11 protein-coding genes are annotated in these 15,132 nt (G+C 44.5%); 3 read left to right on the top strand and 8 right to left on the bottom strand.

The features are described 5' to 3' along the window. The first annotated feature begins 23 nt into the window (after positions 1-23). Positions 24-698, top strand: a complete 675-nt coding sequence (locus V6669_RS14570) for a methyltransferase domain-containing protein (RefSeq protein WP_338594603.1) — start codon at positions 24-26, stop codon at positions 696-698. Between the two features lie 68 nt (positions 699-766). On the opposite strand, the gene V6669_RS14565 is transcribed toward V6669_RS14570, so the two are convergent. From V6669_RS14565 to V6669_RS14545, 5 genes are all read right to left on the bottom strand, one after another. After that, positions 767-2,170 (bottom strand): PQQ-binding-like beta-propeller repeat protein, encoded by a 1,404-nt coding sequence (locus tag V6669_RS14565; protein WP_338594601.1) that lies wholly within the window; start codon positions 2,168-2,170, stop codon positions 767-769. A gap of 195 nt (positions 2,171-2,365) precedes the next feature. Beyond that, positions 2,366-4,417: a serine hydrolase domain-containing protein gene (locus V6669_RS14560; RefSeq protein ID WP_338594599.1), complete on the bottom strand. Its 2,052-nt coding sequence runs from the start codon at positions 4,415-4,417 to the stop codon at positions 2,366-2,368. A gap of 110 nt (positions 4,418-4,527) precedes the next feature. Then, positions 4,528-5,826 carry a GHKL domain-containing protein gene (locus V6669_RS14555; RefSeq protein ID WP_338594597.1) on the bottom strand — a complete coding sequence of 433 codons (1,299 nt, stop codon included), beginning with the start codon at positions 5,824-5,826 and terminating at the stop codon, positions 4,528-4,530. Between the two features lies 1 nt (position 5,827). Further along, entirely contained in the window at positions 5,828-6,568 is a 741-nt protein-coding gene (locus tag V6669_RS14550; RefSeq protein ID WP_338594595.1) for a LytTR family DNA-binding domain-containing protein, read from the bottom strand. A 196-nt stretch (positions 6,569-6,764) separates the two neighbouring features. Further along, on the bottom strand, positions 6,765-7,529 hold the full coding sequence (locus tag V6669_RS14545; RefSeq protein WP_338594594.1) for a YheC/YheD family protein: 765 nt from the start codon (positions 7,527-7,529) through the stop codon (positions 6,765-6,767). Between the two features lie 202 nt (positions 7,530-7,731). On the opposite strand from V6669_RS14545, the gene V6669_RS14540 reads away from it, so the two are divergent. Further along, positions 7,732-8,541: a DUF6492 family protein gene (locus V6669_RS14540; protein ID WP_338594592.1), complete on the top strand. Its 810-nt coding sequence runs from the start codon at positions 7,732-7,734 to the stop codon at positions 8,539-8,541. Between the two features lie 17 nt (positions 8,542-8,558). Further along, on the top strand, positions 8,559-9,932 hold the full coding sequence (locus tag V6669_RS14535) for a sugar phosphate nucleotidyltransferase (RefSeq protein WP_338594590.1): 1,374 nt from the start codon (positions 8,559-8,561) through the stop codon (positions 9,930-9,932). Positions 9,933-10,031: 99 nt separating this feature from the next. Here V6669_RS14535 and V6669_RS14530 read toward each other — a convergent pair whose 3' ends face one another. The 3 genes from V6669_RS14530 to V6669_RS14520 all read right to left on the bottom strand — a co-directional run bounded on the left by V6669_RS14530 (position 10,032) and on the right by V6669_RS14520 (position 14,959). Continuing rightward, positions 10,032-12,848, bottom strand: coding sequence for a glycoside hydrolase family 2 TIM barrel-domain containing protein (locus tag V6669_RS14530; protein ID WP_338594589.1), 2,817 nt, complete (start codon positions 12,846-12,848; stop codon positions 10,032-10,034). Between the two features lie 188 nt (positions 12,849-13,036). Further along, positions 13,037-13,831: an SDR family NAD(P)-dependent oxidoreductase gene (locus V6669_RS14525; protein ID WP_338594588.1), complete on the bottom strand. Its 795-nt coding sequence runs from the start codon at positions 13,829-13,831 to the stop codon at positions 13,037-13,039. 129 nt (positions 13,832-13,960) lie between these two features. After that, the gene (locus tag V6669_RS14520) at positions 13,961-14,959 is read right to left on the bottom strand and encodes a helix-turn-helix domain-containing protein (protein WP_338594586.1); all 999 of its coding nucleotides are present in this window, start codon (positions 14,957-14,959) and stop codon (positions 13,961-13,963) included. Positions 14,960-15,132: the final 173 nt, after the last annotated feature.

Below are 15,132 nucleotides of genomic sequence, written 5' to 3'. Positions count from 1 at the left end.
AAACCTCAAGGAGTGATAAGCACATGGAATTCTCAGTAAAGCAGCTGTTTGATAAGGTAGCCCAAGATTATGATGTGCAGCGAAAGCAGCTTATCCCTTGTTTTGATGATTTTTATGGAATAGCTCTGGATCTAATGGAAAGCCCGCTCGATTCTCCGCGTATTCTTGATCTGGGTGCAGGAACGGGACTGCTCTCCGGATTGGTCCTGCAAAAGTATCCCAACGCACGATTAACCCTGATCGATATTAGTGATCAAATGCTTGAAGCAGCACGTCGAAGATTTGCTGATGCAAACCAAGTACAGTATGTGATCGGGGATTACTCCAAGTACGATTTCACCAGTTCCTACGATATGATTATTTCCTCCCTGTCTATTCACCATCTGCCCCACGCTGACAAGAAAAAGGTGTTTGACTCTGTACACAAGTTGTTAGAACCAGGTGGATGTTTCATCAACGCAGATCAAGTTCAGGGAAGAACCCCCGATACGGACACCTATTACCGCCAGCGCTGGTTAGAAACGATACATCAAAGTGGTTTGTCTGAGGAAGCCATCTCGGCTTCGATCGAAAGACGCAAGGTGGATATCAATGCCACGCTGGAGGATCAATTGATGTGGTTGGAGGAAGCTGGGTTTGGCGTGGCAGACTGCATGTACAAATACTTGGACTTTGCAGTGTTTTACGCACAAAAATAAAAAAGACCGGATTAGAAGCGAGTTATGCCCTGATCCGGTCTTCTCCCCATGATTTTATTCTGAATCGATTATTTCAGCGATGCTGGCAGCTTAACGCCGAGAAGTTTGCCTTCGGCTTGGATGATGATCATTCCATTTGTCTTCAATGTCTTATTATGCAGGTCTCCCCCGGTAGAGACTCGAAAAGCTGGCTGACCCGTCATCATGTTGATGGCAAGCAGGGTGCCGTTACGTTGCGCTCGATACATTCCTTTACCGTAAACATCAATCTGAGAAACCGGGGCATCACCATGCCACTGCACCTCCTGACCATTAGCCAGCTTAATGCCTTTAAGTTCACCTGTCTCGAGGTTTTTGTACACCAGCCGTTCCTGTACAATGCCAAGTAACTCCATTTTGTCCCCGTAAGGTTGGTGAAACGTTCGAATTGGCGTAGTTTCCAACTTGGTCGTATTCAACGAATACTCCGCTATGTTGTCCCCCTGCGAAATGTACAGTTTGTCTTTATAGACAAGTATACCTCCTCTACCATTCGTATACGGTGGGTCACCAGGCATGGTCCACCTATACTCCTGACTTCCTTTCAACACACCGGTCTTCAGGTTGTACGCATTGACTTTCCATTTGCGTTCAGGTGAAGACTCGTCATCTTCCAACATTGGAGAATAAAAATCCACCGAATACACAAGACCGTCTTTGATCTGAATAGCTTCCCCCTGACCAAAATGCCCCCAAAGCTTCTTGCCCGTTTTCTTGTCATATGCATTAAGTTGAACGGATGTAAGTGCCCCTTGGACAAAAAAGGTTCTCAGTACAATACCATTAGACTCTTCAAGATATTCAGTACCATGACCTTCGCCTAATGGCTCATCTGCCTTCCAGCGCAGTTTGCCTGACTGGATATCCAGTGCAAACGTTGTACTTCCTTTAATAACATAGAGGGTATCCGCTGTTGGAATCAGAGCTTCCGTACGTTGAACCGTATCAATCCATGTGGATGTTCCTGACTGCCATTTTGCTTTGCCTGTTTTTGCATTCAAGGCATATGGCTTGTGATCACTGGTCAGTCCGTAGAGGACGCCGCCTTGATAGGTAATATAAGGTGTCAGTTCTTTGCCGTAAGTCCACAGCCGTTTACCTGTTGTCGCATCAAGTGCAATCAACTTTGATCCAGCAAACGTAAATACTTTGCCTTCTTCTGCAATGGCATTAGCTCCGATGTACGTCTCGTTCATACTCAAATAGTTATCTACTTTTGCTGTCCAAGAAGGTTTCAGTTCAGGTACAGTGATTCGCTGATAGGAATACCAGTTACGGATGGATACATCCGATGCTTCAGCATGTGCCTGAGATGGCAACACGCCGATGACTCCATGAACCATCAACATTCCGGCAGTAAGACCTGCAACGATGGGTCTGCCTGCTCTTCTTTTCCATTGCTTAGTCGTTTGACGTTTATGTCTATTGATCATAGATAATAATTCCTCCTGTTAAAAATGAGCCTGATATATAACTACATAAATATAACGAGCAGTGAGGCCGAATAGTTACCAAATTGTTAAATTATTCTAATAAAAAGTCAAAAAGCCGCCATAAGGCGACTTCCTGAATACGACATTATTTATGTGACAAGTTGCGCACGACAATTTTGTAACGCAGTCCCTGCTTTACTTTAATTCAATCTGGAATACATCACCGGCATCCCCACCAAAAACGATAAAACCACTTTTCGGGAGCTTCGTCGATTCCTGTTTAGTTGCTACAGAGAAGTCAACCATTTCACCTTTATCATTATACACTGCATAACCTCCGGTCTTCGGAGAATCCACCTTGATGGATTTGTTACCCGATCGGGCGTCGATCGCATACCACCGCGCTTGACCGTTTGCCGGAATAGTTGTAATTCCTTTTTTCCCACCAAAGATTGGAGTAATCGCATCCTCGGCAATGTATTCTTGCCCATCCTGGATCAAAATCTCGGCGCCATTCTTTGTGTAAAATTGCAGATCAAACGCGTCTCTTCCGTTCATTACAGGAATCTCGGCGATATTATCTGCGTTGTTTGCATCCATGATTTGTGTGCCATTAGCATAGCCATTTTGGGCATCAACAGACAGGTTCTTGATCAGCATCGATGGAAGCAGATAGAAGATCGACGTTATTTTTTCATCCAACGCGTAATATTTCGAGCCGTCACGAGCTGTCCATTTCTCTTTGGTTGTTGCGTCAAGCGCATTATGATCCAGTTTTTGATAATCATACGTGTTCATCACCGTCTGACCTATGCCGGGTAACGTTATAATCGCCTGAACTTTAACATACACCTTTTCATTACGTTCCTTCACAAAGCTAGCTTTTACACTGCCATCCGCACTTGTAAAATGTTCGTCACCTGTGTAGACATAGTTCTGCTCAGGAATAATTCCTCCCAGCAAGGCAGGCAGTTGCATCTCACCATCATTGATCTTTATATCCAATGTCTCTCCTACCTTACCATAGAGACCGGAGTACGCGCTTAATTCTGTTGGCATCTTCACTTTGACAGGTGGTGAGAATGTCTGATCAGGCTGAACATCGTTGATGATGCCCTGATCCTCCAGAACGTCCAGCAGCACTTTGCTGGCAAACATCTGATTGTAGACGGAAGATCCGCCAGAGGATAGGACCGCCATTGAAATATCATGTTCAGGTATAGTGATTAACACGGCATGGTACAACATGGTATCCCCGCCTTTGGCAAGCGCGGTAACCCCATAATCGCTGAAAGGTGCAAGCTCAACCGAATCCCACCCCAAGCCATAATTGATCGTATTTTGCTCATCAGATACCCATATGCCCTTCCGATATTCATGAGATTGCATGGCCTTCACAGCAGATTCGGACAGAATATCGGGTCGGTTCCCCATTAAAACCTCTCCGAATTGACTCAATTCTTCTGCGGTAGAGTACACCCCGCCTGTGCCGATAATGTTTGCATTTTCGGTAGGCATCGTCATCTCAAGTGTAGGCCAATAGGTTTCGGATAATTGCGCTCTGTCAAAGGAATCTAGTGGTGTCTTCGTTGATTCCAACTTCAACGGCTCGCTGATGTACTTGGCGATATATTCGCTGTAGCTTAACCCACTCACCCGTTCAACCAGGATTTCAAGCAATTGAAAACCGTCATTGGCGTAGACGGAGTATTCGCCAGGTTTGGATTTCAGTTTTTCGGACTGAAGTTTGAGCAATAGTTCATCATGATTGCGGCTGTCATTATCGTCAAACAACATGCTGTTTCCATAATGTGTTCCGTAAAGACCAGATGAATGATTCATCAACATGCGCGGTGTGATTTGCGTATATCGCGCATCTGCCATCTTAAAGTCCTTAATATACGAAGTAAGCGGCTCATCCAGATCTATTTTTCCGGAATCAACCAGCTTCATGGCGGCTGCCGTAACAACCATTTTACTAACCGAACCTATGCCATACATGCTATCCTCGTCTACTGGCTTCTGTGATGCCTTGTCGTGCAGTCCTACACTATCTGATAAAATGAATTCTCCTTCATCCATGATCGCATATTGCACACTGGTGACACCGTAGTTTTGCACCATCTGCGTGGCGATTTGCTCCGCCCGTGCCTCAATCGTACTGCTGTTATTCGCCTCTGCGCTGACATCTGTCAGCGGTGTAATGACAAGCACCGCTGTACATAAAAGACTAATTAATTTTTTCATCCCATGTCCTCCCTCAAATGTTCTTATGAATGAATTCATCATATCCGGGAAGAGACTGTTCGAACGCAAACGGACCCTGAATGGAAAAAAACAACCCCTGAACGGCAGGTTCAGGGATTGTCGGTGTGGAACGGAAGTACGACCATGTTGTTAAACTTCCGATGCTGATGCTCAATACTCATATGTCCACCATATTTCTCGCACATTCGCGATATATTGGTTAGACCGATGCCATGGTACTCCGGATTAGGCTTTTCACTTTTCAAGTCAACTATCGGTTGCTCAACATGATTCATAATTTGGATGACGAGTGCAGATGACGTCGAGTGAATGGCAATGAGGACATATCGATCCTCCGCTTGTCTAACCTTCTTGGAGGCTTCAATCGCGTTATCGAGCATGTTACCCAGCACCACACACAGATCATAGCGATCGATCTGGATATGTTGCGAGTGGAGCTGGATTTTGGTGTCGATTTTGATTCCATTTGCCTGTCCCATAGCCAGGGTATTCGTAACAAGAGCATCAATGACCAGATTGCCGGAATTCACCCGCTGATACGCACCTTCAATGGTATTTAATGTAGACTTGATATGATCCCCTGCCGCCGTCAGTTCGTTACGTTGGATGCATTCATCAATATACAGAAATTGCTGATTGATATCATGGATGATGGATTTAATGTTCTTGAAACTGTGAACGGTCTTCTCATAGTTGGCATCCTGGTAGTCCATCTGACGCTGTAACTGGTTATTTTCATGCGTGAGCTGTACCTTTTCCACCATATTATCGAATACATAAACAATGAACACGTTGAGAAAAAGAGAGCCTAATACAGAAAAGACGTAAAATATGTTTTTTTCACTATAGATGGAGGCCACATTGATCTGATAGATCGTAATGATCGGCACGATGAGAAACAGCAAATAATAACGATAGTGCACGGCAAAACTTCTACGTTTGGCGACTAGACGGACAACTTGAATAACAATGAACATGATGCTACAACCCAGTAACATCACCTTGGAGAGAATCCAGTGGTTATCTCCGTTGAACTGTTCCCATGAAATGAAATCTGTCGATTCCACAACTCCGAGAATATATACCGCTATCGTATTCGCCATAGTAATCAAGACCCCATACAGGATGGTGAAAACAAGCTTGATTTTGAACTCCACTTCATAGGACTGTGCCAGACTGAAGATTAATAGCAGAGCAACTGCAGTGGAAACGAGATCGGAGAAGGAAGATGCCAAATAAAAATAACCCAGCATCAAAAATACGATGAAATAGAAAACTCTCTGTGGCTTCCGCTTGGACTTACCCAGCACAGAATCAAAATAAAAATTCGCCTGAAATGCCATAAGTAAGGTGACAAAGATGATGGAAAGGATCATATATACATCCATATCACTGAATCCTCATAATCATGTATTTGGTGTAGGCATCCTTGACTTCTTTGACCTTGGATCGGCCTATAGGCAATTCGGTTCCATTTAACATAACGACTTGGGTACCGGAAAACTTCTGAACATGCATCAGGTTGATAATAATCGAGCGATGAATCTGTAAGAAACCATGGTCTTTCAAACCAGTAGCATAGCTGGATAAAATGCCTTTGGTCTCATGTACATTTTCCTGTGTCACAAAATTCAACTTGTTCTTGATTGTTAAACTTTTGACGACCTCAATCCAGAGAATATCATCATATTTCAGCAGCAGTTCATCATAGTCTGATTTGATTAGTACATACTTTTTGTCCAATGCCTGAAAATACTGACACAGCTTAATCATCTTTTCCTCGAAAACTTGCGGCTGGATGGGCTTGATCAGATATTGAAAGGTGATGACATCAAAGCTCTCCACCATATATTCCGGGTAACTCGTCAGAAACATAATCTGTACATCCAGAAACTTCATGTTTCTGATCTCTTTAGCGGTCTGAATCCCGTTCATTCCGCCCATCTCCACATCCAAGATGAGGATATTGAATGTATCCCCAACCTCTCTGTAGTGTGAGAGCAGTTGTTCACCAGATGTGAATAGGCTAATTTTAAAATCAAAATTGGTTTTTAGAGATAAGGAGACCAGCATGGATTTCACACGTTCTCGTTGCTGCTCCTCATCATCACAGATTGCAATATTGAACATGGGGAACATCCGCCTTTCATCGACATCGACTCTGAATTTCATTCTCGAATATACTATTTTAGCATAGGTTTCGGAGTCGAATTGGGATGAAATGCAATATTCCGACCCTAAAACGCAGATCAACAAAAAAAGTCGCCACATTGGCGACTCTTGAGCTTGAAACCTTTCCAGCCATTCCTATGAAAAGTCCGGTCTGTTATTCTGTTTTTTTGGGCATAGCATGGCGGTAATATCGTATTACCTTGCGATACATCGTCTTGTCCTTTAATTGATTGAATATATATGGGTCAGGTTTGACATTCACTTCAATAATCCAGGGTTTCAGACTGTGGTCAAGGCCGATATCTACACCGATTTGCTTTAGATACGGGTACTTTTTTTTCATATGACGAGCTATGCGCAGGCTAAGCTCATTCATCTCCTGAACCAGTTCATTCCTGCGTTTTGTGGATGCATGGGATTGTAGCAGCTTGTGAATATCCATCGGTGTACCACCACTATGATAATTGGTTACGATTTTCTTAGGATGACCCAGTCTGCCGATGATTCCGGTAGCTTCCCAATGTTTGGTCGGGCTTAGCTGTATCATGACTCGGATGTCAAAACGTCTGTTATTGTGCTTAAGCAGATGGATTCCTCTCTGAATCAGATAACTTCTTTTATTCACAAGACGAGTCAGACTGCTATAAAACGATTCAAAGCTGTCAAACGTCAGGCGTTTTTGCTCTATCTGATAGACAAAATGTTGATGACTGTCCATCTCGGCCTTAATAACACCCATCCCGAAAGTACCTCTCTCGGGTTTGACATAGACCATTTCATATTTGCTGATCATGGATTTCAGATTCGTTTTGTTATATTTCTGTGTGTCGGGGATAAACGGTTTAATTAATTCATTATTAATGATCAATTTTGTTTTTAACCACTTGCTTCTTAACGGCTGCAATTTATCAACTCCCATGTCGTAAACTCTCCCTTCAGCAACCGCATAATAGCCCGCTGTTTGATCAAGATCCTGCAAGCATTATATGTAATACCGATAAATGAACCCTCAACAAAAGCCCCTATTCGTAAAAATGTATATTTGCACATGCCCTGACCAAAACACTTTTGCACACATACCATATAATGAGTCATCACGATTTGTGCAAGGAGATGAGTAAATGTCCGTCTTGCCTGAAATCCGGTTGAATAATGCGCCTAAGATTGATGTTCTGATACCAGCGATCGAGAAAGATTTGGCTACCCTTCCCCTCGTCATTGATAACATTCGCCGTTATGTAAAACATCCCATTGGAAGCATATATATTGTTTCTCCGGTAAGCACCAAAATCAGAAAACTTTGTACCCTCAAAAACTGCATTTTTGTTAATGAGCGATCCGTCCTGCCTATAACCAAAAACGACATACACTACCAGTCCTCCCGATGGAATCGGTCAGGCTGGTTATATCAGCAGTTGCTCAAAATGAACGGAGATTCCATTGTGAAGGCAAAGTACTTTCTAGTCATGGATGCAGATACCGTACTGATTAAACCTCATTCATTTCTTGTAGAAGGCAAAACAGTATTTTACTGCCGTGACTGGAGCCAGCCGGAATATTTCAATACCTACCGCAAGTTGTTAGGCATGAAAGCTCCGCGCCCCCGCTCTTTTGTCACCCATTATATGCTGTTCGATAAATCAAAACTCGCTGCCTTAAAACAGAAAATTGAATCGGTTCATAAACTGCCATGGTACAAAGCGGTCATCTCCAATATCAATAAGAAAAAGCAGTTTGGTTTCTCCGAGTATGAAACGTATGCCAATTTTATGTATACGAAAAACCCAGGCAGCATGGTCCTTAGAAGTTCCAAGAATAAAAGTCTGAATGTGAACGCTTCTTCGTTAAAAGAGCAACAAATCCGCAAGCTGGCTCTTAAATATCGTTCTCTTTCCTTTCATAAACGGAAAATTTATAGTAAAGCTCCATGAGCTTAAGGAGGAAGCCCATGCATATCGTACTGCTGTGCGGCGGCTCTGGCAAAAGGCTCTGGCCGTTATCCAATGAGCTTCGCTCCAAGCTGTTCATAGATATACTTCCATCACCCGTTGGAGGTAGGGAATCCATGATCAGCAGAGTATGCCGCCAGCTTGACAGTTCATCCCTAACGGATTCAACGCTCATTATTTCACATCAGGATCAGGCTAATATTACGGCACGACATACTCAAGGCAAAATACCAGTCATTGGGGAACCTTATAAACGAGGCACTTTTACTGCGGCGGCCTTAGCAACGTTATATCTGCAATCCTTCCGCATGGCCAAAGATGACGATGTGATCTGTATCGCGCCAGCTGATGTGTTCGCAGGTGAAGATTTTTTCAGCAACTTCCAATTACTGCCGGATATATTGAAACATTCTCAAGCCGATATCGCTTTAATTGGGACAAGGCCTACACATGCTTCAGAACAGTATGGATACATCATGCCGGGTGGGGAAGAACGTAATGCTTATGCGGCCATAACACAATTTATAGAAAAACCCGAAGCCTCCATTGCTGAAACGCTGCTACAACGTGGGGCACTATGGAACTGCGGTGTGTACGCGTTCACCGTCGCGTTTATGATATCCCATATTAAAAAAATGGGGCTTCCGGTTCATTATGATCAATTGTTGTCCCTGTATGAAGCGTTGCCTGAACGCAGTTTTGACAAGCATGTTGCAGAAAAGGCGCAGCGGGCCGTAGTCCTGCCTTATAAGGGAGTATGGCAGGATATCGGAAGCTGGGATACGCTGTGCGCACAGTTAGATACCCATGTAATCGGACACGGTGAAATCTCGGGTTCTTCCTCCGATTCCTATATTATTAACGAGCTTCCCTACCCCATCCAAGTCATTGGCGTGCCAGGTATTATCGCTGCCGCAAGTCCGGATGGCATTCTCATTGCCAACAAAAATAATTCAAATGAAATTAAAGCGCAATTGGGTAACTTACCATTAAAACCGATGTATGGTGAAGCAACCTGGGGCAATTATCGTGTCATTGAAAGTACGTTAGAAGATGAGAATAGAACAGTAACCACATTAAACATAACGGTTCTACCGGGCAAACATATCGGGTTGAACTGGCATAGAACTGGGTGTAGAGCATGGACCGTGCTTGCAGGCAGTGGGCAAGTGCTTGTCAACGGAAAGGTCATGCAAGTGAGTATGGGCAATCAGTTTGCGATTACCAAGGAGAGTCTCTTTTCTATTCTGGCTGAAACCAGGATGGTGATCCTTGAGGTCCGGATCGGAGTAACAGAGGATAAAGACAACATACTTTTTGAAGAAGAAGATTGGAATGTAATCCTAAAAAGTGCAGGTTCATCTAAAGCTTAATGGGAAAATGAACCGATTCAATCTGCGTGTCTTATAGCCCCTTCCATTCGCGGAAGGGGCTCATTGGCATAATTAAGGGAAATTTGACACTTCTTCTCCCTATATCTTAGTTAACAACTTGCGAAGTTCCTCTACTTCCAGACGTGCAACTGGCTGGTAAGCGGAACTCTGTACATAACGCTGGAAGCTGTATAACAACTGTTTGCCCTCCAATGTAGTCATCAGACGCTCCAGATTCAGCGCTCCCATCAGCACTCTCCCCTTCCGGACCCGACACTCCATCAACAGGCCGAGCTTGTGGTTTCGCTCAAAATTGTCAATGGTCTGCACGATCGGATTCAAGTCTTTATCCAACTCATCCAAGATGATCGATGACGAGTTGGATACGATATTCCACCATGGATAGGTCGAGTAATCTTCCGTGACAAAATGTTCGAAGGCCGGATGATCCTGTTGAATTAACAAGCCCATTGTGCCCACAGGAACTTCTCTTTTCATATTCTCCGAGATGGATCGGAACATAGGGTAAGACCAGAAATCGGTGCTATAGAAACCTTGGATCGCGTGTTGAAGCTGATTGGGATTTGGGAAAAGCATGATATCCTCTCCCTGCTCTAGCAACGCCAGCGCCTGGTCCGAGAGTTCGGTAAATAGATTCAAAGCGTTCAGATCCACTCCCTGTTGACTTGGGTATATCCACAGGTCGTAAGATTTATGGATATCTGTGCCTGGAATAGACAGTCTCAGCTCCACTTTGGTCATATTGGAGAATTCAGGAATGCGAATGCTGAGATCCGCGACATTCACATAATGTTCTCCATGGGTCGCTGGCAGGTCTGCTTTCCCTTCTGTAAGGGTGGAATCCTCACCATGTAGCTCCCACTTCAGATGACGTCCGTCCAATGCCTGTCTGCGGAAGTAACTTAGTTCAATGCGTGCTTCGAACAATTCACCCGCTTGATAATTATATTTGGGGAATCTCGCCAACAACACAGCGTCGGAACAAAACGTTCTCCACTCCTCAGGTGTAATCATGCCTTTGGAATCCATGAATGCGTCCAGTACACCCACCAGCGCTGTTCCCTGACCACTGAAATCCTGGAGATCCAGCAGCTGGAACCCGGCTAGTTGCTGGGAACGAAAAGCCGCTTCCAGTTCTTCCTTGTAACAGGCAACCGCAAGCTTACCAGAAGCTCTGAAATAGGCTTCTGCCAGATGGCCCAGTCCTTTGGCTTCCAGACGCTCACGAAACACTTCGAAGTTCTTTGCTTTGAGAGAGCCCGTGTACTTGTTGATCTCCTCGAAATTGGGAAACGTGGCGTACTGTCCAATTTCATGCGAGATGATTGGTACGTGTGAGACAAGTTGGTCACTTCCAGCTTCGGCCTGCACTGTTTTGGAACCTGTCCCATACTGAATCTGAATCTCTTTGTCCCCAGTCTGACCAGAAGGGTCAGCATCGCTGCCTTGCTCAGGTACAATGTTTGAATCGTAATCTTTCAATGTATTTGGCAGGTCGGTCTGCACGTGACCGAGCGGAGCATCACACATCGCATATGAACCTCTGAACAGGCGCTCTTTGGAGAAACGAACCCCGCAGAAGAATTCACTTTCTTCCAGAATGTCCGGAACAAACTGAAAGTTATTGGAACCTTCGGTGTATAGATGACGATGATCATATGCTTTGTATGCCTTCAGGATCGAATTCAATCTGTCCTTGCTTCCCCATAGTTCATTCCCCATGGACATCATGACAAACGAAGGATGATTACCAAAAGCTCGCAGCATCGCAAATCCTTCGCTAATCAAGTAATCCTGCTCTGCTTGATTATGCCCATCCGATGATTCATCCGTAATGGTTCCCCAGAACGGAAGCTCAGGCTCCATGTAGATGCCGAGCAGATCCGCTGCAACAAAAGCAGCCTCCGGAGGACAACAGGTATGGAAACGGTAGTGATTGATGCCGTAGGATTTGGAGATAGCGAGAATACGAACCCATTCATCCACATCTGTTGGCGCGTATCCCGTGAGCGGAAAGATCAGACCATCATGTTTGCCTCGAAGAAACGTTTTGCGACCATTAATGGTGAATTTGTCTCCGGCAGCCCGGAATTCCCGTAATCCCGTCCATACTTCGGTGGAATCCAGCACTTCGCCATCCTGATCTTGCAGATGAATATGAAGTTGGTACAGGTTAGGTTCATCATCACTCCATAACATGGCATCTTCGCCAATCTTATACGTCAGCTGGATCTCTTGCGAATCCGGGGTGAATATCTGTTCCTCCGTCGTATGAACTGGATCTGCACTGACAGCAACAGCTGATACCACGATTCGTACTCCTTGCAGTTCACCGACAAGTGCTGCCTTAATGTCGAAAGATCTTGTTGCCAGAACGGGGTAAACTTGAACATTCTCCAGGAAAACACGCTCGAAAAATTGAAGTTCCAATTTCCCGGTGATCCCGTTCCAATTCGTCTGTGTGTCTTCGGATGTAAGGTGACCCCCTTTGGTTGGATAATTGGTATTGTCCACACGAATCGTAATTGTATGAATCCCAGCGGTTAGCCCTGCCTCAATCTCGTAACGGTGAGGTGTGTTCAGACTATTTTGTATTCCGTACTCCACCCCATCGATCCAAGCTGTGGTTACTCGTGTTCGTTCCAGATGCAAGAAGCAACATTTTCCAGCCAAGTGTTCGGGAATTTCAATCTCTCGTGAAAACCAGGCATAACCCTCAAATAAGTACTCATCCGTCAGCGCACCGATTAACACCTTCTCGTTTTTCTTGCCCTTGGCCGCATGAGATGTAGTATTTGGCAATGTAATAACGTCTGAGAAATTCAGACCACGTTCCACCTTATGTTCATCGAGTTGAAGTTTCCATATACCTTCCAGATTTATTGCAGCTATCATGATAGTGTCCCCTTTTAGATTCATATAATCGTTAAAAGTAATCGCTTCCAATAAACAGAAATCGTTTTCGGAAATCATACCTGTATTATAAACTCGATTGACGCCCTTCGCATAGGTCATTTACAAATAAAAAAAGTCGCCAATGCTGGCGACATCTTATGGATACATATCCTGTATCCTGAACAATTTTAAAATATGGTGGGAACCATGCCCCCGTCCATCCGGATGGGAGAACCTCTGAAGGCTGAAGCATATGGGCTGCATACAAATGCAGCGAGTCTGCCTATTTCACTTGGCTTGATGAATCGCTGTAATTCGGACTGTGGCAGATTACTCTTCATAAAGTCTTTCTCTTTTTCCTCGAAAGTCAGTGCCTCATTAGGGTATATGCCCTCAATGATTTTTTGTACGTTTTCGGACAGTGTTGGACCTGGCAGGATTGTATTGATCGTAACCTCGGTCCCTGCTGTCAGTTTGGACAAACTTTTGGATAATGACAGCAGCATTGACTTGGTCATGCAATACTGGGGCATCTGACCTGAAGGCATAAGGGCTTCTTCACTTGCGATGAAAATAATACGCCCGTCATTGTTCTTCACCATTTTAGGTAAATAAAATTGAGACAAGCCATTGGCAGCGAGTACATTAATACGGAAATATTTCTCCCACACTTCATCGTTCACGTCTTCATAACTCATGATTTCATATATCCCCATACTATTGATTAATATATCAACTTCAGGAAATTTCTCGAATAAAGCTTGGCGTTGCGCCAGATCCACAAGATCAGCGGTAGCCTTTTGCGGAGAGGTTTCCGGAAAAGTGGACTTGATTTCGCGAACGGTTTGTTCTACCTCTTCATCATTACGTCCATTAATCAGAACATGAACACCTTCTCGAGCGAGTTCTATAGCAATCGCTTTGCCGATCCCTTTTGTTGATCCTGTAACTAAGGCTGTTTTCTCTTTTAGTCCCATATCCATCCTGCATTTCTCCTTCATGATTACAACTATCCGGCTTCTTCTTCTGGACATTGCCAATAGCTTCACGCACCGGATAGGTATAATATTACGCAGTCTGAAGGACCTAGTAACTAGCATTTTGCGCCAGAGTTATTGCCTTACACGCCAATTTGAAGGTGTATCCCCTTCCCAGGTCTTGAAAGCACGATAGAACGAATTCTGGTCTTCATATCCAACCAGAAATGCCACTTCTTTGATATCGAGCGAAGGATCTGCCAAGTACTCCCGGGCTTGCTCACGTCTGGCTTCGGTTAATAATTGCTTGAAGTTTGTGTTCTCTTCCGTCAGTCGCCGCTGCAAGGTACGATCACTCATACGAAGCTCTTTGGCGACCGTCTGGATGTCAGGGCGCTTTCCTGTGAGGCTGCGTTTCATGATCCATTTGACTACTTCAGTAACGGAACGATTGCTCTCTTGTTCGTCCAGCGACCGATCCAGAGCCGGGGTCAGAATCTCAAGTAACTCCTCGTTATACGATAGAAAGGGAAGACTCAGATCTTTCCGTTCTATCGTCAGCCGATTAGAGTTGGAATTCGTATCGACTCGACAGCCGAAGTAAGCCTCAAGGGTGGCTACGTCACCCATCGGTTGGGAGAGCTCAACCCGTTTTGCAGTGACAGGCTGTCCTGTGCCCCTCCGTCCAAGTTCGATTAGAAATGCCAGCGTAATACCGACCAGTAATGGCGGACCTTGTTGACCCTTATGTAACCATTCGAGTTCAATGATACATTCCTCCCCTGCTTCGGTAATCTGCAAACTTTCGGGAGGACACATTTGCTTGTAACGGGCCATTCGATTCAACGCATCACGATAATCACGAGCATGGTACATCGCCAGAACAGGCGGAGGATACTTCGATATCTCATATCCGGTTGCAAGTTTGACGATGCCCTCGGCAGTGTCCCCAATGAGATCAGAGTAGGCCTGCCAGATTGCAAAGTACTGAGATTGGGTTACTACAGGTTTATTTATTGTCTCAAGAGATAGTTGTGCTGTACGAGCGATGTCGTCAGCATCAATCCCTAATTGATGTAATCCAGCCCAAAAGCCTGGATGAACCTTAATTCGATCATTCGGTTGAGGTTGCACGTATACAGACTCCTTTAACTTGCTCCATTTTTATTCTGATTTCTAATTATAGAATGGATGCACCTATTTTTGAATCTTACCTCAGCAAGCCATTTCCAGGTAATACGAAAACACGACTAACCATGAATGGTCAGTCGTGTTCAAGTCAATCATTTAATATATTATGAAAAAAT

Source organism: Paenibacillus sp. Y5S-9 (genome assembly GCF_036894235.1).
Classification (GTDB): domain Bacteria; phylum Bacillota; class Bacilli; order Paenibacillales; family Paenibacillaceae; genus Paenibacillus.
The sequence above is the reverse complement of the archived record's forward strand: the minus strand, read 5'-3'. Positions and strand labels throughout refer to the sequence as shown.